14 protein-coding genes and 1 pseudogene are annotated in these 20,731 nt (G+C 61.0%); 6 read left to right on the top strand and 9 right to left on the bottom strand.

What is annotated here, in order from left to right; genetic code table 11:
- Positions 1-63: 63 nt before the first annotated feature.
- Complete coding sequence (locus BLQ58_RS27115) at positions 64-2,709, bottom strand: bifunctional diguanylate cyclase/phosphodiesterase (RefSeq protein ID WP_092603498.1); 2,646 nt, start codon at positions 2,707-2,709, stop codon at positions 64-66.
- 437 nt (positions 2,710-3,146) lie between these two features.
- A complete protein-coding gene (locus BLQ58_RS27110; RefSeq protein WP_029051600.1) occupies positions 3,147-3,590 on the bottom strand; it encodes a cupin domain-containing protein in 444 nt (147 codons plus the stop codon).
- Between the two features lie 422 nt (positions 3,591-4,012).
- On the opposite strand from BLQ58_RS27110, the gene BLQ58_RS27105 reads away from it, so the two are divergent.
- Positions 4,013-4,687, top strand: a complete 675-nt coding sequence (locus tag BLQ58_RS27105) for an alpha/beta hydrolase (RefSeq protein WP_029051601.1) — start codon at positions 4,013-4,015, stop codon at positions 4,685-4,687.
- A gap of 30 nt (positions 4,688-4,717) precedes the next feature.
- Positions 4,718-6,350, top strand: a pseudogene (locus BLQ58_RS27100) (AAA family ATPase).
- A gap of 112 nt (positions 6,351-6,462) precedes the next feature.
- On the opposite strand, the gene BLQ58_RS27095 reads toward BLQ58_RS27100, so the two are convergent.
- Positions 6,463-7,326, bottom strand: a complete 864-nt coding sequence (locus BLQ58_RS27095) for a lysophospholipid acyltransferase family protein (protein ID WP_029051602.1) — start codon at positions 7,324-7,326, stop codon at positions 6,463-6,465.
- A 573-nt stretch (positions 7,327-7,899) separates the two neighbouring features.
- On the opposite strand from BLQ58_RS27095, the gene BLQ58_RS27090 reads away from it, so the two are divergent.
- The gene (locus BLQ58_RS27090; RefSeq protein ID WP_092603448.1) at positions 7,900-8,256 is read left to right on the top strand and encodes a hypothetical protein; all 357 of its coding nucleotides are present in this window, start codon (positions 7,900-7,902) and stop codon (positions 8,254-8,256) included.
- A gap of 45 nt (positions 8,257-8,301) precedes the next feature.
- On the opposite strand, the gene BLQ58_RS27085 is transcribed toward BLQ58_RS27090, so the two are convergent.
- The 4 genes from BLQ58_RS27085 to BLQ58_RS27065 all read right to left on the bottom strand — a co-directional run bounded on the left by BLQ58_RS27085 (position 8,302) and on the right by BLQ58_RS27065 (position 12,545).
- Complete coding sequence (locus BLQ58_RS27085) at positions 8,302-8,556, bottom strand: translation initiation factor 1 (RefSeq protein WP_092603446.1); 255 nt, start codon at positions 8,554-8,556, stop codon at positions 8,302-8,304.
- Between the two features lie 79 nt (positions 8,557-8,635).
- Positions 8,636-8,857 carry a translation initiation factor IF-1 gene (infA, locus tag BLQ58_RS27080; RefSeq protein WP_092603444.1) on the bottom strand — a complete coding sequence of 74 codons (222 nt, stop codon included), beginning with the start codon at positions 8,855-8,857 and terminating at the stop codon, positions 8,636-8,638.
- A gap of 837 nt (positions 8,858-9,694) precedes the next feature.
- A complete protein-coding gene (locus BLQ58_RS27070) occupies positions 9,695-11,266 on the bottom strand; it encodes an MFS transporter (RefSeq protein WP_049816007.1) in 1,572 nt (523 codons plus the stop codon).
- An 82-nt stretch (positions 11,267-11,348) separates the two neighbouring features.
- The gene (locus BLQ58_RS27065; protein WP_092603442.1) at positions 11,349-12,545 is read right to left on the bottom strand and encodes a polysaccharide pyruvyl transferase family protein; all 1,197 of its coding nucleotides are present in this window, start codon (positions 12,543-12,545) and stop codon (positions 11,349-11,351) included.
- A gap of 316 nt (positions 12,546-12,861) precedes the next feature.
- Here BLQ58_RS27065 and BLQ58_RS27060 point away from each other — a divergent pair, with 316 nt between their 5' ends.
- Together BLQ58_RS27060 and BLQ58_RS27055 are read left to right on the top strand one after the other, a co-directional pair.
- Positions 12,862-13,725 carry an alpha/beta fold hydrolase gene (locus tag BLQ58_RS27060; protein WP_029051718.1) on the top strand — a complete coding sequence of 288 codons (864 nt, stop codon included), beginning with the start codon at positions 12,862-12,864 and terminating at the stop codon, positions 13,723-13,725.
- Positions 13,726-13,782: 57 nt separating this feature from the next.
- The gene (locus BLQ58_RS27055) at positions 13,783-15,078 is read left to right on the top strand and encodes an MFS transporter (protein WP_368086177.1); all 1,296 of its coding nucleotides are present in this window, start codon (positions 13,783-13,785) and stop codon (positions 15,076-15,078) included.
- A 533-nt stretch (positions 15,079-15,611) separates the two neighbouring features.
- On the opposite strand, the gene BLQ58_RS27045 is transcribed toward BLQ58_RS27055, so the two are convergent.
- Together BLQ58_RS27045 and fusA are read right to left on the bottom strand one after the other, a co-directional pair.
- The gene (locus BLQ58_RS27045) at positions 15,612-16,592 is read right to left on the bottom strand and encodes a Bug family tripartite tricarboxylate transporter substrate binding protein (protein ID WP_029051599.1); all 981 of its coding nucleotides are present in this window, start codon (positions 16,590-16,592) and stop codon (positions 15,612-15,614) included.
- A gap of 273 nt (positions 16,593-16,865) precedes the next feature.
- Positions 16,866-18,914 carry an elongation factor G gene (gene fusA / locus BLQ58_RS27040; protein ID WP_029051598.1) on the bottom strand — a complete coding sequence of 683 codons (2,049 nt, stop codon included), beginning with the start codon at positions 18,912-18,914 and terminating at the stop codon, positions 16,866-16,868.
- A gap of 362 nt (positions 18,915-19,276) precedes the next feature.
- Here fusA and BLQ58_RS27035 point away from each other — a divergent pair, with 362 nt between their 5' ends.
- On the top strand, positions 19,277-19,906 hold the full coding sequence (locus BLQ58_RS27035; protein WP_029051597.1) for a class I SAM-dependent methyltransferase: 630 nt from the start codon (positions 19,277-19,279) through the stop codon (positions 19,904-19,906).
- The last annotated feature ends 825 nt before the right edge of the window (positions 19,907-20,731 follow it).

Raw genomic sequence — 20,731 nt, 5'->3', positions numbered from 1 at the left:
TTACGCCCGCCGGCTGTTCAAGCCTGGCGTCCCGCAAAGCAGGGGCGGGTGGTACTGCCCGCCTCAGGTTACGGCGCTCACGAAGGCCTCAAACGCGCTGGGGTCCACCGGCGGACAGAAATAGTAGCCTTGCCCGTAGTCGCAGCCGGCAGCCAGCAGGATGTCGCGCTGCAACTCGGTCTCGACGCCCTCTGCAATCACAGAAATGCGCAGTGCATGCGCCATGCTGATGATGGCCCGACACAAGGCGACGTCGTCCGGGCCCCGCGTCAGCGAACGGATAAAGGACCGGTCGATCTTGATGTAGTCGATGTCGAGGCGCCGCAGGTACGACAAGGAGGAGTAGCCAGTACCGAAGTCATCGAGTGCAATCTCGATGCCGGCAGCCTGGAAGCGGGACAACTGATCCATGACATCGGCACTCTGCTCCATCACCGAGCCTTCGGTGATCTCAATGACGAGACTGCCGACGGGTACATTCCTGCGCTCGATCATGCCAGACCAGGACTCGGGCCCGCTCGCTGGCGCGGCGAACTCCATGGGCGATTTGTTAACCGAGATCTGGAAGTCTTTTCCCAACAGCGCCTGCCAGCGTACAAGCTGCTCCAACGCTTCCGCCAGGACCCAGCGACCAATATCGACGATGAGGCCGGATTCCTCCGCAACGGCAATGAAATCGGCCGGATGGATCGGACCGCGTACCGGATGGTTCCAGCGAATCAGGGCCTCGGCCTTGCACACCTTGCCCGTATGCAGGTCGACGATGGGCTGGTATTGCAGTGCAAACTGGCCAGCCGCCAGCGCCGCGCGCAGGTCCTGCGTAATGCGCAGGCGCTCTCTCTCCGCTTGGAGCAGCGCCTTGGTAAAGACCTTTGCGCGATTGCGCCCCTCCTTCTTGGCGGCAAACATCGCCTGGTCGGCGCACACCAGCAGCGCCTCGGCGTTGTCTGCGTCCTTGGGGTAAATGGCCACCCCAATGCTGGCCGACACTGCCACCAGCTCGCCCGCCAGCGTGTAAGGGGCTGCAATCCGCTCCAGGATCGCCTCGGCAATGCCCTCGGCGACGTCGGCATCGCCAACGGTAGGAAGGATCACCGTGAACTCGTCGCCGGCCAGCCGTGCCACGGTATCCGAATCGCGCACCGATGCCGTGATGCGGCGCACTACCTCCAGCAGCAATAGATCGCCCTGATCGTGGCCGAGGGTATCGTTGACCTCCTTGAATCGATCCAGATCGATGAACAACAGCGCCAGCGCTTTCTGATTGCCGCTTGAGCTGTCGATCTCCTGCCCCAGCCGGTCGAAGAAAAGTCGGCGGTTGGGCAAGTCCGTGAGCGCATCGAAATTCGCCTGGTGCCGGATGACTTCCTCCGCCTGGCGCTTCTCTGTCATGTCATGGATCAGCGCGACGCGGCGGCGCTCGCCATACGCGTGGGCAAGGTAGGTATCCACCGTGAGGTAGGCGGGAAACTCGGTGCCATCCTTGCGACGGATCGAAATTTCTCCGCTCCATTTGCCTGTGGCTTCCACGCTGAGCCGAAGGCGTTCAACCGCTAGCCCGGCGGTATGGCCTGTGCCGCCGATGCTATAGCCTGAGCGGCCCTTGATCTCCGCGACGGTATAGCCTGTGGCGGCGGAAAATGCCGGATTCACGTCGATGATAGTGCCGTCGAGAGACGTTACCACCATGGCCTCGCTGCTGGACGAATAGACCAGCGCAGCCAGCCGCATTTCTTCGATATGACGTCGGCGCTCCGCCATGGAGCGGCGCAGGCTGTAGTACAGCAAGCCCAGCAGCAGCGTGGAAGCGATGGCACTTGCCAAGGCAACGCGGCGATAGCGCTCGTAAGGCGCGAGCACCAGATCAATAGATTCGCCGACCACGAAGTTCAGCCCAAAATCCGGCATACGGGAATAGCCGAAGATTCGCTCCACACCTTCGGAGCCAGACACGGCCCGAAAACTACCAGCCAGCGGTGCGTCGCTGGCGAGGTATGGTCGGTTGCTGACAGCCTTTGCCAGCGAGCCCTCCAGGGATGGCACGCGCGCGAGAAGCTGGCCGGAATTCTTGATGACCGATGCCACTTCGCCATCGACAGATGTAAATGTCTGCGCAAAGCTGGCGAACTGCTCGGGGCTGACCGAGACCACGATGACGCCGTCGAAGCTGCCTGCGCGGAGGATGGGGCGCGTGAACTGGATCGACCATTTGCCCGAGACCTTGCCTTTCACTGGATCGCTGATGAACAGCATGTCTCGACCGCCGGCGTTCTGATGGACCTGAAAATGCTCGCGCTTGCTTAGATCGACCTTCTCGCCGGACTGGGGCGAACCGATGGACGAGTAGACGAGCAACCCATGCTTGTCGATCACTGCCACCTGGAACGACAGGTCTACCACCAGATTCTCGCGCTCGCGTACCAACTCGTTGAACCCCGGCTGGCCGACCAACCAACTGGCGCGAAGGTCGAGAAGAAATTCGGACAGTCGCAGGATGCTGGATTTCGAGTACGCACCGAAGGCCCGGGCCTCCGCCTGGGTACGCTGAGCGGCGTCGTGCAGCAGGCGGTCGCGCTCGGTCACGAGCTGAATTGTCGCGAATGACCATGTCGCGATCAGCCATGCTGCCGCTCCCAAATTCAATGGGGAAAGGACTTGGCGCAAGCTTTGCAGCGCCTTGCCATATTGAATGGTCGAGCGTTCTGGCATCAAAGGGGTATTGCTGCGCAGCAAAGAATCGGCATCGATAGCAGGCTAGTCGAGGTCAGCGAACCCGACAAGCACACGCTCCTTGGTCCTGTACTCGCCTGCGGCAAAAGACACGGGTGCGCCTCATGCATCACGTTTAATTTGTCGCACGCTCGACGCGTGACGAGATGGAAAATGGAATTTCCCACAATAACGGCAATTGGGGCGCCCACTGAAGCGAGCCCCGGCGGGGTCGTTGGACCGATGTGCGATGCTGCGTGCACCATTACGTGCCGCGTCTGCAACTGATCGTGCGTAGCTATCTTTATCCGAAGACGGCCTTAGCTGCCGTGGCGGGACAAGGACGACCGATGCCTGGTCTGACGACCTTGGGTGCAGCGATTTTGTTCGAAAGTGTGCGCAGCGTAAAAGCGCGTGAGAAAAAGCGGGGCGGCGCATCACTCCACAATTGTCACGCCGCATTCCTGTGCGACACCTAGCAATGTCTGCAGGTCCACGGTGCCGGCGGGGACGGCTTCGTCGATTTGCGCAAACAGCCGTGACGCGTTGCCACCATGGCTGGTCACCGAGATCATTTCGCCGCCGCCTGGGCCGAACCGGAAGTAGTGGATGGTCTGGGCTGGCACATGGACAAATGTGCCAGGGCTCGCAGTCAGAACCTGTTTGCCGTATCCGATCTCTATCACCCCTTTGGTCACGTAAAACGATTCATCCCAATCGTGGCAATGAGGAGGGGGCCCGCTACCTTCCTGCCCTTGTTGGAGGAAGACTTCGTATCCCTGCGTGGCCGCACTGGACGCCAGCACCGTGATTTTTTCGCCTACGACATTGAAGGCACGCGGATATGCCGCAGGAGTGACAGCAAACGGTTCCGGTTTCATGCTTGGCTCCCGTCAGGTTTCAATATCCCGGTCAGCGCGAGTCCGTGGGGGACATGTGCTGAGTGTAGGCGACGCATATTGCCAAGGACAGACATGCTTCAAAACACCGGGTTCTGACGCGGCCATGAGGGATGCGGCGCATCAGCGACAGCGTCGGTGCAAATAGGACGTCCCGTGACTGTCGGAGCGGTGCCGGCGCGGGCCAAATTCCTCGACACGATGGCAAGTTGGCCAGGCCTGAAGCGCGGCGCATTGCGACGCGCGAGCGTTTTCCGTCGACGCCAGGTATGGCCCTCGATCGGCTGGCCCTTTCCCGTCAGCCAGGGTGTGAGGGCAGCGATTTCAAAACAGCAGGGCAAGCCATACGCACCACAGTGGTGATATATTACATATCACCACTCCAATGATGCCTCGTTTCCGTCATGTTCGATCCTTCTCTGCTAGGCCGAATGACCTTTACCCATGCCGAGCCGTCACTGCCGTCCTGGGGGCCAGGTCATCACCGGCTTGGGATTGCCGATGAGCGCGATGCTGTGCTGTACGTACCCGCAGGGCTCGGCAACGCGCCGGTGCCATTGCTGGTCATGTTTCACGGCGCAGGCGGCTTTCCGGAAAAGGTGTTGCCGTTCATCGAGCCGCACGCGGACGCGCACGGCTTTCTGGTGCTGGCGCCGCATTCGACCTTTCCCACGTGGGACATTGTCATTGGCGGCAACGGGCCCGACTTGCAGCGCCTGCAGCAGGCGCTGGCGGCTGTCTCGGCTCGGCATCGGATTCGCCATGATCGACTCGCGTTCGCAGGGTTTTCGGATGGCGCGAGCTACGCGCTTTCCATCGGCATCACCAACGGCGATATTGCCAGCCATGTCATCGCTTTCTCCGGCGGGTTCATGTCCATATTCATGCAGGAAGGCACGCCCAAGGTCTTTATCGCGCATGGGCTGGCCGACGAGCAACTGCCCGTGCAGAGTAGTGGCCGCACCAATGCCGCCAAGCTAAAGGCCGCCGGCTACGACGTCGAGTATGTTGAATTCAACGGCATGCATGCGGTCCATCCGCCGGTTGTGGCCGAGGCCATTCGTTTTTTCCTGGCGTAGCGGGGATTTGCCGCTAACGGAGTGCAACCCATGAATCTCGAGATTCCGCAGTCCCTGATTCACCCCCTGCTTGCAATGGTGCAAGCCGAGTCCCCGCTGGCCCGCGAACTCAAGGAGCATGGCATCTGTCATGGCAGCATGTCAGTGTCAGTTCGCCTGTTTGACGCGCAAGCGCTGAATTCGCTGTACACGCTAAGCAAGGCGCAGAACGAGCGCGAACTCCTGTTCCAGATGCTTGCGCTGGATAACATCTACAACGCGCCGCAGGCACGCACCATTCCCAGCCTGGAATTGTTGGTGGCAGGACTCGTCGCCTATCTGTCCCGCGATGTCATCGACGGCTGGCTGTATCAGCGCAGCCGCGATGGCGTATTGGTGCCGTGATTGGTCCAGCGCATTCGCCACGTAGCCCCCGAGCAGGGCATGCCCTACGTTGCCATCGAAATGCTGGCGAATACCATGCTGTCCGCCAATTCGGAATTGACCGATCCCGCACGGCGCAGGGCGGGCATGACGACTTCGATCATCGTCACGGGTGACGAGATTGTCGACCGTACCATCCCGCAACTCCTCGCCGATTTTGGATTCTTCAAGGAATGCGCGGAGTTCCGGCAGGAATACGAACGGCATGCAAAGCTCTTTGTGCGCTACCAGCGCAGCTTCGGCGCGCAGTACATCGCGACGGGGTTCGCCTTTACGGTCGAAGGCAAGGGCGCCGTTACGCTAGCGCGCCTTGGTGACGGCGTCATGGCCGCGCTGCATTAATGACGAGGAACGGCTCGAGCGCCGTTTCGAAGTGAACTGCGACGCAGAGTTCTGGCGCAAGGCCGGCGTTGCCAAAGGCTTCGAAAAAATACCCCTGCACGGCTACGTGCACCTGTTCCATCTGGAATGGCACCGGAACATCTGGGTGCATGTCCAACACCTGAGCGAATACCGGTACCGACCGGAACTGCGCGACAAGCTGGTGCTGCCGGACCACCACCGCGACCTGATCGACATTCTGACCTCGCACATGGACGTCCTGGTTCAGGATTTCGTGCAGGGGAAATCGGGAGGCACGACCATCCTCTGCCAGGGTGCGCCCGGTCTTGGTAAGACATTGACTGCAGAGGTGTACGCGGAAGTTGTCGGCAGGCCGCTTTACCGCGTGCATTCCGGTCAGTTGGGTACGACCGCTGCCTCGGTCGGCGCGAGCCTCATGGAGATTCTGCGCCGGGCCATGTCCTGGAATGCGGTCCTGTTGCTCGATGAGGCCGATGTCTATATTCGCCGGCGCGGCAACGACCTGGAGCACAACGCAATCGTTGCGGAATTCCTGCGCACGCTGGAGTATTTCAGCGGACTGTTGTTCATGACCACTAATCGTACTGGCGATGTAGATGATGCCATCCTGTCGCGCTGCATTGCCACCATGCAGTACGAGACGCCGGGCAGGCAAGATGCCGCGCGGCTGTGGCGCCTGCAAGCCGACCAGTGCGGCGCGACACTGAGCGACGAAATGGTGGACGTATTGATCGCTGCCTATCCGAAAGCGAGCGGACGCGACATCAAGGAGTTGATGAAGCTTGCCACCCGCTATGGCAAGGCGAAGCAGACCGCGTTATCCGAAGATGTATTCAGGCTCTGCGCCCAGTTCCGCGCAATTGAGCCAATACGATGACGTCCGGGATCAGCAACGCCTATTTTCGAACGCCGCCCGTCCGTGCGCGCCGTATCACGGTGAATGAGCACGAGGCTGCCGCAGCCGACACGAAACGCCGCGACACTTGCGATCACGGCAGGTTGTCGGGGCAACTGTTCGTGTCAGGCGCCGGCGCGCCGGAGGGGACCTTGAAGCGGTTGTACCCCCATAGATACTGCTGCGGGAAACGCCGGATCATCTCCTCCATCTCCGCATTGATCCATGCCGCCTGGGCTTCAGCGGTCTGCGGCAAGGGGCCTGCGAGGCGCTTTACATGCATGCGCCAGCCACGGCCACCTGGCAAACGCTCGCCGGCGGCAATGATGAGCGGCGCGCCGGTCTGCGCCGCGAGCTTGCACGGCAGCGTCATGGTGTAAGCCGGCCGGCCAAAGAATGGCGCCCACACCCCGTCGCCCTTGGGCGCGTGATCGGGCAAGAGGCCGACGGTTTCGCCTTGACGCAACGCGCGTACGAAGCAGCGCACGCCCTGAGACGTTGCAGGAACCGCCTTCAGGTTCGAGGTCTCACGCACCATTTCAAGCAAATGGCGTAGTTGCGCCTTGCGATGCGGTCGAAACATGATGGTCAGCGCGATGCGCTCTGCGGCGTAACGGGCCGCCAGTTCGAAGCATCCAAGGTGCGGCGTCAGCATGATGAGCCCGCGACCTTCCGTCAGGGCCTGCTGGATGATCGTCCAGTCATCGCAGATGACCTGGTCCAGGCTGGCCTGGCTGCGATACCACACGCGTGCCAGCTCAGTCATCATCGCGCCGGTCTCACCTGCGGCCCGGCGGGCGAACGCCGGTTCGGAAAAGCCGGCCTGGGCGGCATTCTTCTGGAGGTGCTGCCGGTATCGCCCCGGGAGGGTATAGACAAGTCGGCCCAGGATACGCCCCGCCGCATGGGCGACGGGCAAGGGCAGCGCAGCGAAAAGCTGTATGACGGTGGGCAGCACACTTCGTGAGGAAGATCGATCGCGATGCATGGTCTCCTTGTGGAAGAGTCAGGGACTTACCGGGTTGATGCGCTGTGGTCGTACAGCGCGGAAAAAAATTATGTGTAAGGGGGCGGAATAGTCGGTTTGGCGCCCAATCTTCGCCCCAGGCTTGTCGCTTCGGCGTCTGGGTAAGCGTTGCTGGCCGCCGCGCTTCGCGTCGCGCCGGCGCCAGATCGCGTCCCAATCCAAACCGCGCAATGTGCCAAAACTGATAGGCGCTGATCGTAGCATGCACCGCTGACAAGGCCGCCGTCCGCCGAAAGATCGCGGCGATGAATGGGCCAAGTGCCGAACACGCACGGTCGCACCCCAACTCTCTTGGACAGCGACGCGACATCTCCGGGGTAACGATAGGCTCCCTGACCGCAAAAAGCGGAGTAGAGTGGGCATCGGATCTGACAAAGACCGAAGAGCGTGTCATGAATGCATACCTGCAACGGGTCGGATGGAGCAGTCACCAGTGCTTGCTCTAGCTGCCTTGCCCGTCGTATTTGGACAAACAATCGTCGGTCATTAGCGAGGAGTTCAGGCATGAACAGCGTCGCCGCATCATCCAGTTTTTTGTGCAAGCTGCCGGGCACAGGCGCCGGCATTGCTTACCATGTCGCCGTCAGCTTTATCGATGCAGGCCAACCGTCGGGCGTCAATTTCACCAGCTTTGTTGGTGAGGGCAGGAGGTCATTCGGGGTGTCGACCGAACCAGCCGCGCTCCAGGGCGCGTTTGCCTCCAACTGCGAGGCGTTGTGCCGCCTGGCGATCGGACAGGCCATCCGGGACCATCTGTACGAGAAAACCAGAGAAGGCGAAGCTGTACTGGATCTGGAGGCCGTGCCTTGGGACGGCGAACTTCGCCCCGTTGGAGCGGGTGTTCGCAGAGGCACGCTATGACAGAGCCTCCGGTCTGGCGTGAGCGCCTGCGCCGGAGCCTTGGCGCTAGATGCTGAATTCGGGGTTGCCGTAACGCGCCAGCAACGACTCGATCAGTGCCATATCCCGGGTTTGTGGCGTCCGGTCTTCGATGGCGCGTGATGGACCGCAGTAGGTCGCGGTCACGTGGCGGCGTACCGTGAGGACGCCAGCATCTGGCGGAGCGATGTCGACCTTCGGCCATGGGGTGTGCCGGTAACTGCCGGCAACCCATCCGCCCGGCGTCAGATGCAGTTCTTCCCATTCTTCGCTGTTCGACATTGCTTGCTCTCCTGTAGTCGGATCGAGGGCGTTCACCAAAGTGGCCTGTCTGAGGCTTGCGAAGCGAGGCTGCAGCCGATCAGGACTTGTGGCGATAGTTGATGCGGCCCTTCGAGAGGTCGTATGGCGACATTTCGAGCGTGACGCGGTCACCGGCAAGAACACGTATGCGATTCTTCTTCAGCCGCCCCGACGAATACGCCCAGACCTCGAAGCCGTTTTCCAGAATGACGCGGAAGCGGTTGTCCGGCAAGACTTCCGAGACCTTGCCGCCAAATTCTACGAGCTCTTCTTTAGCCAAGGTCGCACCTCGCTGTGGCGGGGGTGTTACGCGGCTGCGTCATCCGATTGCGTGCATGCGCTGGCTGCTGAAGTCGCATGCGGACGGCGGCGCTTTCGCCTGCGCGGCGGGCCGCCTGCTTGGCCTTGGATTCGGAGTGGTGCGTGGTATGCCGCATCGAGACGTTGGCGACAACGCGCTCGGCACCGTTTCGATACTCCGAGATCATGTAGTTGGCAAACCAGACGCCCGGCTCTTGTTGGATGGGGTACACCGAAACGGTGTACGGAGTGATGTTTGTATTCAAATTGGTCCTGTTCAGAGGCACTCAAGCTGGTAGCGTCACCGAACACCACGCGGTATATGCGATGTGCGTTCAGGCAACTGCCGGAGGCCAATGGAAAAAAACAGTGTCGCGTCTCGCTCGTCGGCGCAGGCGGAAAACTGGTGTGAGATGGACCGTGCCTTCGCTAGCCGACGCTTCGGAATATGCGCGGCTGTTGCGGAGCGGATGTGCCGCCGGTCAAATATGGTTGCGGGCGCCTGTCACCACTGAAAGTGTGGCGCATACGCCCGAAAGGCCGCTAATGCTCTTCTACTGATGATGTCTTGCGGCCGGCGCTCTGGCGTCGAGGAGTTTCGACGCATGGCCAGGACGTCATGATACCACCATTGGGGACTCAGGGCCGGCGCGCCATGAAGGCCGGCATCCGCGTCTCGTGTTTTCGGATGACGGAGCGGACGCGTTTCGGCATGCGTTGTGCCGAGTAAGGGAAGGGTACAGAAGTGGCATCGCTGCGTCAGTACCCTGGTACGCCAATGTGAGGTGGTCTGCCCGTGTCCCGGACAGAAGGCGCGTCACTTGCGCGGACGGATGGTGGCTATGGCAAGACCCGCTCCCGCAAATGCGCACACGGCACAAACCAGCGCGACGGCGCGCAGCGCGTCGTTGATGGCTCTGGCATCGGCCGGGGCAATGGGGGGCGACGGCGGGGATGTACGGTCGCCTTCCGCTAACGGCCCGGCCTGTTCGCCTGGCTCCAGTAACGCGGCTCCCGGGCGTGCGCCTTGAGAAAAATGTCGCGCGTCGATCCCTGCCGACACGGCGGCCTGGTGCGACCAAACGAACACGATGCCGAGCACGGCGATTGCCAACAGGCTCGCCACACGGGCAACAGCGTTGTTGATCCCTGACGTAACGCCCACGTGCTCGCCCGGCACGGACTCCAGGACAGTAGCCGTGAGTGGCGCGACTGTGATCGTCATGCCGGCGCCCAGCACGACCAATGCCGGAAAGAACCCGATCCAATAGCTTCCGTGGACAAGCGGAAGCGCAAGCATCGCGAACCCAAGACAGGCAACGCATGGGCCGGCGCTCAGCAGGATCCTCGCGCCGAAGCGGTCGGCCAGGCCACCGGTGAAGCGGGAAAACAGGCCGATAATCACCGGGACCGGAAGCAGTGCTGCGCCGGCTTCGATTGCCGTATAGGCATGTGCGCGTATTAGCGTGAACGGCAGGAAGAACAGTACGCCGCCAAGGCCGAAATAGAGCAGCAGCGTAACAAGATTGGCGCCGACAAAATCGCGTGAGCGAAAGATGTCGAGCGGCATCATGGGGTGATGGCCGTCTGCTTCGATTTTCACGAAAGCGGCCAGAACGAGCACGCCAGCGCCGATTGTGCCCAGTACGGTCCAATCCGTGAAGCTGCGCGCTGACGCTTCGGTCAGGCCATAGGCCAGGGCGCCGAGCCCTGCTGTCGCCGTGAACGCGCCGGACCAGTCGAGTGCCTGTGGCGCGTCGAGTTTGTGGCTGTTCGGCACGGACCACACTGCCAGCGTGATCGTTGCCGCAGCAAGTGGGACATTCAAGAAAAATATCGCGCGCCACGACAAGGTATCGACAAGCCAGCCGCCCGCCACCGGCCCCACCGCCGACGTGATTGCACCGACGGCCGACCACGTGCCGATCGCCCGTCCGCGTGCCTCGCCTTCGTAGACGGCACCGATGATCGCCAGACTACTCGGCACGAAAAGCGCCGCGCCAATACCCTGCCAGACGCGCGCAGCGATCAACCACGCCGCACTGGGCGCAAGCCCACAGGCGATCGACGCCAGTGTGAAAAGCCCGATGCCAGCGATAAAGACCGTGCGACGGCCGAGCTTGTCTCCCATCGAACCGCCGACCAGTACCAGAGAACCTAGGAATAGCAGATAGGCGTTAACGATCCATTGCATGTCGGTGATGCTTGCGCCAAGTTCGCTTTGTATCGTGGGCAGCGCGACGTTGACGACGGAGCCGTCGATGAACGCCATGCTGGAGCCAAGGATCGTGGCGGCGAGCGCCAGACGCTTGCGCCGGCAAGGCCGGTCAATCGCCGTAGGCTGCGCGCGGATGACAAGATCGTCGCATGGGCTGGCCTGGGCAGCCATGAGGTGGCCAGCCTTGGCGCTTGCAAGGCGGCGGCTGTCGGGTAGGTCCGGGTTAGTCAAGTTCCATCCCGTCGGCGGTTATCTATCCAAGGTCTGACGGAAAGCTGGCCCGGCAGGCATCGACTAGCCGCTTGGACAGCTTCGCGCGTTCGCCGGGATCGGTTGCCATGGCCTCGCGCATCCCGTCGGCCAATGCCTCGATCGGGACGGCCGCGGGCAGGCCGGCAGGGCTCCAGGTCGACCAGAAGGCGGTTTGCTTCGAGGTCTGCGGCAACTCCCGTGGTCGCAGTAGTCCCAGGCACGGCAGGGCATAGGCGGCGGCTACGATGCTGCCATGCAGACTGCTCCCGATAAAGGCTCGGCTGCGGGCGATGACCGCGCAGATATCCCATAAGTTCAGTGAGGTAAACAGCGCTATCGATGGGTCGTGCCTCAACGCCACAAGCCGCCGGTAGCAGCACAGATCGTCATGCCACGGTGCTGCGCCGGCGCGGAAGAGCACCACGCCGAACCCCGTGGACTGGGTGATGCGCTGGATCTGCGAGGCCAACTGCATGAGCGTCTGGTCGTCGCCGAACTCCGCGGCGAACTGCACCGCGATATAGCCACCCGGAAATGCGGACAACAAGGCGGCCAGCTTGCTGCGGCGGCATCGCGCTTCGATTTGCGCGCCGAATAATTCGGCCACCATGACGGCCGGGTCGGGTGCCAGAGCGCTTGTGACGCCGCAAGCGGACAATATGGCCTGGGTGTGTTGATCCCGGACGCTGATGTGCGTGGCCGATTTGAGCTTCACAACAACTTCGGCGCGCATCGCCGGCGCAGTGCGGTCGAGATCGAAGCCGCCGACGGCCTGGTAGGCGACGTGCCGGGCGTTGGCGAACAGTTGCGCCGGTAGCAGATATGGCACTCGATCTGTGACCCCCAGCAGCGCCTGGGCCCAGGCCGTCCGCTCTTGCATTTTTGTGTCGAGCTGGGCGATGACGGATCGCGCTGCCGCTGTCGGCAGTAACATCACGGCCGCTTCCCAGGCACTGCAGGTCAGAATTTCACCGCCGACGTGGAGGATGTCGACAGGGCTGTCGCCCACGGCCGCGGCAAGGCGCGTGATGGCCTCGATCCGATGGCCACCGTCGCCCCGCAGGTCGCGTTGCACCAGACCGGCATATGTCAGCTGACGGCGTGCGAACCTATGCGCCACGATGTGTGGCAGCAGCAGGTCGCCAAAATTGTGACGATCAAAGGCCCCGAACAGGATCAGGGGGCAGTCGCGATGCATGAGGATGTCTTCAGCGATCGGTATGCCTATTTATAGGTGACGCGACGCCCGCGTTGTGGGGCGACAGGACAGGCGCCGCAAGCCTGCCAAACGGGCGTAGCCACTTCGCGGACCACATACCCACCGTTCAATGCAGGCTATATGTGCTTCTTAAGGCACGTTAGCGCAAAGAAAACGGCGGCCCGCTTCCTGTCCTCACAGCGCGCATCGGACCGCACACGCAGACGTATCAGTAAAGCTGATGGATTCCATCAATATTATTCGGTTTTCTTTTTGACCACCGTCAAGCAGAGTCTCGGCAAAAGGAATCCCACACATGAATGCCCGAGCGCCCCTCACTACGCTGGCTCTAGCCGGTGCCTGGCCACAGCCGTCTTTTGTTTGCACCGCCTCGGGCGCCTCCGTACCGTATGTAGAGGCGGGCAGCGGCGAGCCGATGGTATTCGTACACGGGTCGCTGTGCGACTACCGCTATTGGGAACCCCAGCTCGCTACGCTGTCGAAGCGATTCCATTGCTTCGCTCCCAGCCTCGGCCACTATTGGCCGCAAATCGAAGCGTTCGGTCGCGGCGACTTCAGTTGGCAGGCCCATGTTGAAGAAGTGGCGGAATTCATCGAGGCGCTGGGTCTAGGGGCGGTACATCTGGTAGGCCACTCGCGTGGTGGCTGCATTGCTTTTCATCTGGCGCGCAACTATCCACATCTGGTGAGAACGCTCACGCTCGCCGATCCAGGCGGCCCGTTGCAGGCAACGCCGAATGCATCGGTCGGCAGCTTGCCGCCTTCCGTTCATGCGCTGCGAGCGAAAGCGTCGGCGCTGATCGAGCAAGGGGAATTTGATGGCGGGTTGACGATGTTTGTCGACTCGGTAACCATGCCGGGCTTCTGGAACAAGAGTTCACAGAGCTTCCGTGGCATGGCCCTCGATAATGCGCTGACCCTGCCGAAGCAGCTACGCGACCCGTTGCCTGCCTACACTCGCGAAGACGCCGCCGACATTTCGTGTCCAACCCTGCTGATCGATGGGCAGAAAAGTCCGCGCATGTTTCGTAATACAGTCGAAAAGCTCCACGAATGGATCCGGGGCGCGGGGCGGCAGACGATTGCCGGCGCCTCTCACGGCATGAATATCGCCAACCCAAGTGCGTTCAATCGGGCAGTTGCCGCATTCGCTGGCTAGCGGCACCCGTACTCAGCCGCCAGGGCAGGCAATTGCCGACATCGGGTATTCTCCGCCGTGCATTTTGTTTGGCTTTGTGAGGAAGTTGTGTCGCGCAGCGGTTGGGTGGTGGCGATTGGGCCACTTTTAGGGTTGTTCATTGTGAGTTTGGGAAGCGGCTTCATGTCTTCCCTCACGTCTCTCCGGCTAGATGCCGCCAGTGTTTCCGCAACGATGATCGGCGCCATTTCGTCGGCGTATTTCGTTGGGCTGACCCTTGGCGCGGTGACCAGCGATCGTCTGATTTCGCGGATCGGCCATATTCGCTCGTATAGCAGCTTCGCCTCCCTTGTCGCGATTACCTATCTGCTACAGGGCTTGTTTGCCGATCCCTGGGTTTGGCTCGTCCTGCGGCTCGTGAACGGCTGGGCGATGGTGGGCATCTACCTCGTCGTGGAGAGCTGGCTGTTGCTCGTTGGGGATACGAAGTCCAGGGGGCGGCTGTTGGCGATCTATATGATCGCCCTCTACGGCTCGATCATGCTCGCGCAGATGAGTCTCGGCGCCATGGGAACCGTGTCCGAGAGCGTGCCGTTCATGGTGGCCGGCGTACTCGGATCGATGGCCGTGCTGCCCATGGCCGTGCTACCGAAGACTGCGCCAGACGTGGTGCAGGCCGAGCCATTGATGCCGCAGGATCTCGTTCGCATGACGCCCGCGGGCGCAATCGGCAGCTTTGGATCCGGCGTGGGCATCGCGGCGGTCTACACGTTACTGCCGATCTACCTGCAACGAGAGGGCATGAGCGTTGCCCAGGTTGGTCAATTGATGGCAAGTGCCATTTGCGGCGCCATGGCACTGCAATACCCGGTAGGTCGGTGGTCCGACAGGCAGGACAGGCAGACCGTACTGCTTGCCCTGAGTGTGGGATGCGCAGCCGTCTCTCTGGCCGTGCTGATCCTGCCGAGTTATCCGCCCCTGCTCATGGTGTTGATGTTCCTCATCGGAGGCGGCATTTTCGCGATCTATCCGGTGGCGGTCAGTCACTCGGCCGATCGTGCAGAGGCGAGCGAACTCGTACGCGTCATTCAGGGCATGCTCCTGATTAACTCTGTAGGTTCGGCCATCAGTCCTCTGATTATCTCGCCGCTCATGAATCGGTTAGGTGCCAGCGGGCTGTTCTGGGCGTTTCTCGTCCTTCACGCGGGTTTGGCCTCCTTCTTCCTATGGCGACGCAATCGCCATCCTTCGCCGACATCGTCGGCACCATTCGCGGCAACGGCGCAGATGACTCCCATTGGGGCGGAAATCCGTGTCACGGAGGCATTGGCGCAAGCCATCTCCGAGGCGGGACCGGAGGAAGCTGTCTCGTGATCTTTCCGTCGCGGCGGCTAATCCGTCAGGAACCTTTCGAGCCGGATGAACTCTCAGGCAACGTTCCCTTTACCCAAGCCACCGGCGCCCCCTGGATCGGCGCGTGTGCCTAGTGTCGTCCGCCCTTGATTGGCAAACATATGACCGAGTTAATGCTAACGGCCTTGGCTGCAGCCAGGGAAGTCCGCGCCTTCCACCGGCAAATGCCGAGCAACGTCACGGGACGGTGCCAGTTGACCCAGCGGTTTCCGACATGAACAGCAAGCAGCGCCGCAAAGCATACCGAAATAGTCCCTATCAGATCGAGTCGACATGGACGTTTCGGGGTGCACCCGTGACCGTTACCCGCATTGCAAGCCCCACTGCCGTCATTGTCGAATTCGAAGGGGCCGGGGCGCGTACCCATGTTCCGACGCGAGCGTTGGAGCCGCGGGTCCGGCGCGCGGGCACTGTGGGCCAGTGAGCGAGACGCCTGGCAACACTAAACGTATCGCTGTCGATGAGCATGCAGGGTGATTGCGGCCGACCGGCTCTTACTCGAGCTTGGCGCCCGACCGCTCCACGATGGGTTTCCACGCCTTGTATTCCGATGTCACGAGATCGGAAAACTGTTGCGCGGTCATGAGCTTGGGCTCGGCACCTTGCTCGTGGATGGCGCGGATGACGTCTGGCTTGGCGAGCACCTTGTTGACCTCGGTGCCAATGCGTTCCACGACATCCGCAGGCGTCTTGGCCGGCGCGAAGATGCCGTACCACGTACTCACGTCTACGTTCTTGTAGCCGCTTTCCGCGACAGTCGGCACGTTGGGGAGCGACGTGCTACGGGTGGCCGAAGTTACCGCCAGCGCGCGCAGCTTGCCAGCCTTGACCTGTGCCAGCGCGGAGGGCACCGAGGCCACCATCAGGTCCACGTTACCGGCCATGGCGTCCATCATCGCCGCGTTGGACCCCTTGTAGGGAACGTGCAGCAACTTGATGCCAGCCGCCTGGCTGAAGATCTCGGCAGCCAGATGGATGGTCGTCCCGTTGCCCGGCGATCCATACTTGATGGATTCCGGGTGCGCCTTCGCGGCGGCTACGACGTCGGCCAAGGTCTTGAAGCGCGAGTTGGCTGACGTGACGATGGCGATGGGCGTGTAGGCGACGTGGCTGATGGCAACGAGATCGCGACCCGGCACATAGGACACCGACTTATAGAGCCACGGTGCGACTACCAGGTTGTCTTTCTGACCCATGACAAGTTCGTAGCCGGTGGGCGCAGCTCGAACGATCTCCGCGATGCCGAGTGTGCCGCCGGCCCCGGGCTTGTTGTCGGGGACAAAGGTCCATTTCGTGTCCTGCGACACCTGATTGGCCACCAGGCGGGCGAGAATATCGGTACCGCCGCCCGGCGGGAACGGAATCACCAGCCGGATGGGCTTGGTGGGCCATTGGGCGTGGGCGGATTGAGCGTTTACGGGCGTGGTGGTGAGACCACAGGCCACCAGCATGGCGGCCAGCATTGCCTTCAGCATTGCAAGGATCCTTGTGAAACGAATCCTGAGCCGAACGTTCGCCGTCTTTTGGCGCGGGCTGATGGAGGGTAGGTGATGACGCCGCTGCTCACGCGTTCATTTCGCGCTGCGGGTGGCACAGGCGCGCAGATTCGAGACATCACTTCAGACAACAGGAATTCGGGTAAATAGATGCGGTCCGAATTATACCGGCGAAGCGGCACCGGCCACCCGAAAAACCAGCCTGGGGCAGGCCGGCTTCAGCGTTTCTCGCTTATTTTCCCTGAAACATATTCAGGACGTGTTGTCCTCCCGCGACTTATGCTGGGCGGCCATCTGTTCCTGTTGGGCCGGCGGCACGGGCTCGTAGTGGCTGAATTGCATTGCGTAGTGACCGTGGCCGCCCGTAATGCTGTTCACACGCGATTGGTATTCGTTCAGTTCGGATAGTGGCACCTGTCCCATAACGGTGACGTTGTTGCCAGCTGCGCTCCGCGTGCCGCGGACCTGTCCGCGTTTGGTCGACAGGTCGCTGATGATGTCGCCCATTGCCGCTTCTGGTGTTGTCACTTCGATATCCACGATCGGTTCGAGTACGCTGGGCCTTGCCTTGAGCACGGCGTCGACAAAGGCCTTGCGCCCCGCCACCGCGAAGGCCACTTCCTTTGAATCGACGGAATGGCTCTTGCCATCGAACACGGTGACGCGTACGTCCTGCATGGGAAAACCTGCCAGCGGGCCGCTGTCGAGAACCTGGCGAATGCCTTTTTCGACGGCGGGAATAAACTGGCCCGGAATAGCGCCGCCCTTGACCGCGTCGACGAATTCGAAGCCCGTGCCACGCGCCAGCGGCTCGACGCGGAGGAACACCTCGCCGAACTGACCGGCGCCACCGGTTTGCTTTTTGTGGCGGTGGTGGCCTTCCGCCTTCCCGTCGATGGTTTCGCGATAGGCGATCTTCGGTGGCCGTGTTACGACATCGAGCTTGTAATGTTCGGTCAGGCGCTCCAGCGCACAGCGCAGTTGGAACTCGCCCAAGCCAAGCATGACGGTTTCATTGGTGCCGGCTGGGTGCTCGATGCGCAGGCACGGGTCGCCCGCGGTGAGCTTCTGCAACAGTTCCGACAGGCGCTGCTCGTTGCCCCGCCGTGCAGGCTCAATCGCGAGGCCATAGATCGGCGTTGGAAAATCAAGCGGAAGCAGATGGATATTGCCGTCCTCGGTGGCATCATGCAGCACGGCATCGAAAGCAATTTCGTCTACCTTCGCCACGGCGCAGATATCGCCCGGCCCCGCGTGCGCGACTTCGACGCGCTCCTTTCCCTGCAGCATCAAGAGATGCGCCACCTTGAACGGCTGCCGCCCATCACCGATATAGAGCTGACTGTCACGCGTGACCGTGCCTTGGTGGATGCGAAATACAGCCATTTTACCAAGGTAGGGGTCGATCGTGATCTTGAAGACATGGGCAAGCACATGTTTGTCCGGATCGGGTTCGGCCCGAACCGTTACCTTGTTCTCACCCACCGTACGGAAAAACAGCGGTGGATTCCCCTCGGTCGGATCAGGCAGCAACCGCACAAATACCTCGAGCAATTCGGCGATGCCGGTACCGTTGGTTGCCGAGGTGAAGCAGATTGGCACCAGATGCCCTTCGCGGAGTGCTCGTTCGAACGGGGCGTGCAGTTGTTCCGGTGCGATTTGCTGGCCTTGCTCGAGATACAGTTCCATCAGTTCTGGATCCATCTCGACGACTTGATCGACGAGCGCCTCATGAGCTGATGCCACGGAAAGGAAATCGGCGTCGCCCGCCGGGTTGAAGAAGCAATCCACGACCTGGGTAGCTCGCCCGGCTGGAAGATTGATGGGCAGGCATTCTTTGCCGAACGCTTCCTGAATGTCGGTCAGCAGCGCGGGAAGATCGACTTTTTCTTTATCGATGCCGTTGACAATAATCATCCGGCACAGGTTCCGCGACTGTGCCCACGCCATCATGCGACGCGTCGTCATATCAAGGCCGGTCTGCGCGTTGATGACGATGGCGGCAGTCTCGACCGCGGCCATCCCGCTCATCGACAGGCCAGAGAAGTCGGGATAACCGGGCGTATCGAGCAGGTAGATGCGGGTGTCGCGGTAGTGGAGATGGGCAATCGCGCTGGTAAGCGAATGCCGGTATTTGTGTTCGAGCGGATCGAAATCGCAGACCGTCGTGCCGCGCTCGACACTGCCGGGGTTGTGCAGTGCACCACCCTTGTGAAGCAGCGCCTCGATCAAGGAGGTCTTTCCGCCTCCGGCGTGCCCCAACAGGGCGATCGTACGAATTGCTTTGGGACTGTAAAGCATGGTTCGCCCCCGTCTGCCCGTGGCTGTTCAACCATTATTGGCGAGGCAGGTCGCAAACGCCATACGCGGCGCGACTCCCGCAACCCATCGTATCCCGGGGCCTGGGATTCGGTGGGCAAGATCTTATGCATTCACGTTCGGGCCGGGGCGGCACCGTGACAGAAGATGGATAGAGGGTTGACCGTCCGGCATCCGACGTTGGCGCTTTTTTCCCGTCGGGTTCCCGGCGAATGTTCGGTAGGTAACATAACCCGAACGGGTGGCAGCGTAGGCTCTCTTCCCTGTGGTCGCCGACGCAACATTACAGGCGCTGGCCGCTAATTCGTTTCGTTCCCGCTGTGTCTAAGGTATGGGGGGTAAATATGAGCGAGAATGTCGTTGCAGATTTTGGCTGGTCGACCGGGGAGGGGCCAGAATCATGCGGCTACCTCGCACCCTGCGTGCTGGAGATATTGAGGGGTTTGCCAGTCGGGCGCGTGCTGGACCTTGGGGCTGGAAACGGGGCACTCTGCGGCGAGTTGGCCAACGCAGGATACAAGGTCGTGGGCGTTGAGTACGATCTTCATGGCGTGCGATTGGCGAAGCAAGCTCATCCCGGCATCCCGTTCTACAATTTCGGCGTGCAGGATGACCCGTCGCAATTGCTGGAACAAGAGCGGAAATTCGACGCGGTGGTATCGACCGAAGTGATCGAACACCTGTTTTCCCCGCATTTGCTACCAGCCTACGCTGAACGATGCCTTAATACAGGGGGCTACCTCATTATTTCCACGCCGTACCACGGCTATTTGAAGAACCTCGCGTTAGCCCTGTTTAACAAATGGGACGCGCATCATACGACGCTCTGGCACGGGGGTCACATCAAATTCTGGAGTTCCAAAACGCTCGCGGCGCTGCTTTCGGTCAATGGCTTTAAAGTTATCCAGTTTCATGGTGTCGGCCGAATGCGGTACCTGTGGAAAAGCATGGTGCTCGTAGCCAAGAAGGTCTGAGGACCAAGGCACTTGTTGCAAACCGCGACGCATATCCGAGCGACGTCTTGAGTCAGCGTTCGCCGACTGAGACTGAACTCGAAAGCGGCACGTGCACGAACGTTCTTCCGGCGCGGAGGTGTCGTGCGCGATTCGCCACTCAGATTCCTGCTGTTCCGATGCATATGCTTGCGGACCGCCCGACTGGGAAGCTACCTCCAGGTACCTTGGGCGATGGTGGGGTGCGTCACTCGGCGCCCGCGCCAACGGAGTGACCGAACACGCCTTTGCCGGTGCCGCATGGTTCCCGCTGTAGGTGGATTACCAGTTACGCTTTCGCGTGCGACGAGTGTTCAATGCGTTTCTTTTGAAAAAGGCTTGCAAGCGCGGCGTGGAAGCATTAATATTCGCTCCCCGCTGCTCTGCAGGTCTGCGCCTGAAGGCGGCCGGGGGAGAATATCGGAAAGTTTTCTGCCGAGTAACAACAGGCGGCAGCAAAAAAGAAATTCTCCGAAACGCTTGACGAATTAGGGAAAACCCTTAATAATCTCGTTTCTCCGCTGCAACGAAAGACGCAGCGACAGCGAACGGCAAAGCCGGTTGCTGGGGTTCTTTAACAAACAAACAACCGATAAGTGTGGGCGCTTGATGGCGAACGCCACGGGGCTTTGGCTTCGTGATGCTTCAAAAGTTATCAGTGCTCGCACAGTAAAACATGTTGGTTTGCGTCGCGAGACGCGAGCCAGTCAGTTTTCTGAGAGTGAGCGACCGCTCGAAAGAGCGAGGTGCTTCGGCACCACACAGAGATTGAACTGAAGAGTTTGATCCTGGCTCAGATTGAACGCT

Origin of the sequence: Ralstonia sp. 25mfcol4.1 (assembly GCF_900104095.1) — a bacterium.
Taxonomy (GTDB): domain Bacteria; phylum Pseudomonadota; class Gammaproteobacteria; order Burkholderiales; family Burkholderiaceae; genus Cupriavidus.
The sequence above is the reverse complement of the archived record's forward strand: the minus strand, read 5'-3'. Positions and strand labels throughout refer to the sequence as shown.

What these genes read in the sequence shown, in the direction of transcription:
- BLQ58_RS27115 (WP_092603498.1), bottom strand. Translation starts at nt 2,709, where the DNA reads ATGCCAGAACGCTCGACCATTCAATATGGCAAGGCGCTGCAAAGCTTG.
- BLQ58_RS27110 (WP_029051600.1), bottom strand. Translation starts at nt 3,590, where the DNA reads ATGAAACCGGAACCGTTTGCTGTCACTCCTGCGGCATATCCGCGTGCC.
- BLQ58_RS27105 (WP_029051601.1), top strand. Translation starts at nt 4,013, where the DNA reads ATGTTCGATCCTTCTCTGCTAGGCCGAATGACCTTTACCCATGCCGAG.
- BLQ58_RS27090 (WP_092603448.1), top strand. Translation starts at nt 7,900, where the DNA reads ATGAACAGCGTCGCCGCATCATCCAGTTTTTTGTGCAAGCTGCCGGGC.
- BLQ58_RS27085 (WP_092603446.1), bottom strand. Translation starts at nt 8,556, where the DNA reads ATGTCGAACAGCGAAGAATGGGAAGAACTGCATCTGACGCCGGGCGGA.
- BLQ58_RS27070 (WP_049816007.1), bottom strand. Translation starts at nt 11,266, where the DNA reads ATGGCTGCCCAGGCCAGCCCATGCGACGATCTTGTCATCCGCGCGCAG.
- BLQ58_RS27065 (WP_092603442.1), bottom strand. Translation starts at nt 12,545, where the DNA reads ATGCATCGCGACTGCCCCCTGATCCTGTTCGGGGCCTTTGATCGTCAC.
- BLQ58_RS27060 (WP_029051718.1), top strand. Translation starts at nt 12,862, where the DNA reads ATGAATGCCCGAGCGCCCCTCACTACGCTGGCTCTAGCCGGTGCCTGG.
- BLQ58_RS27045 (WP_029051599.1), bottom strand. Translation starts at nt 16,592, where the DNA reads ATGCTGAAGGCAATGCTGGCCGCCATGCTGGTGGCCTGTGGTCTCACC.
- fusA (WP_029051598.1), bottom strand. Translation starts at nt 18,914, where the DNA reads ATGCTTTACAGTCCCAAAGCAATTCGTACGATCGCCCTGTTGGGGCAC.
- BLQ58_RS27035 (WP_029051597.1), top strand. Translation starts at nt 19,277, where the DNA reads ATGAGCGAGAATGTCGTTGCAGATTTTGGCTGGTCGACCGGGGAGGGG.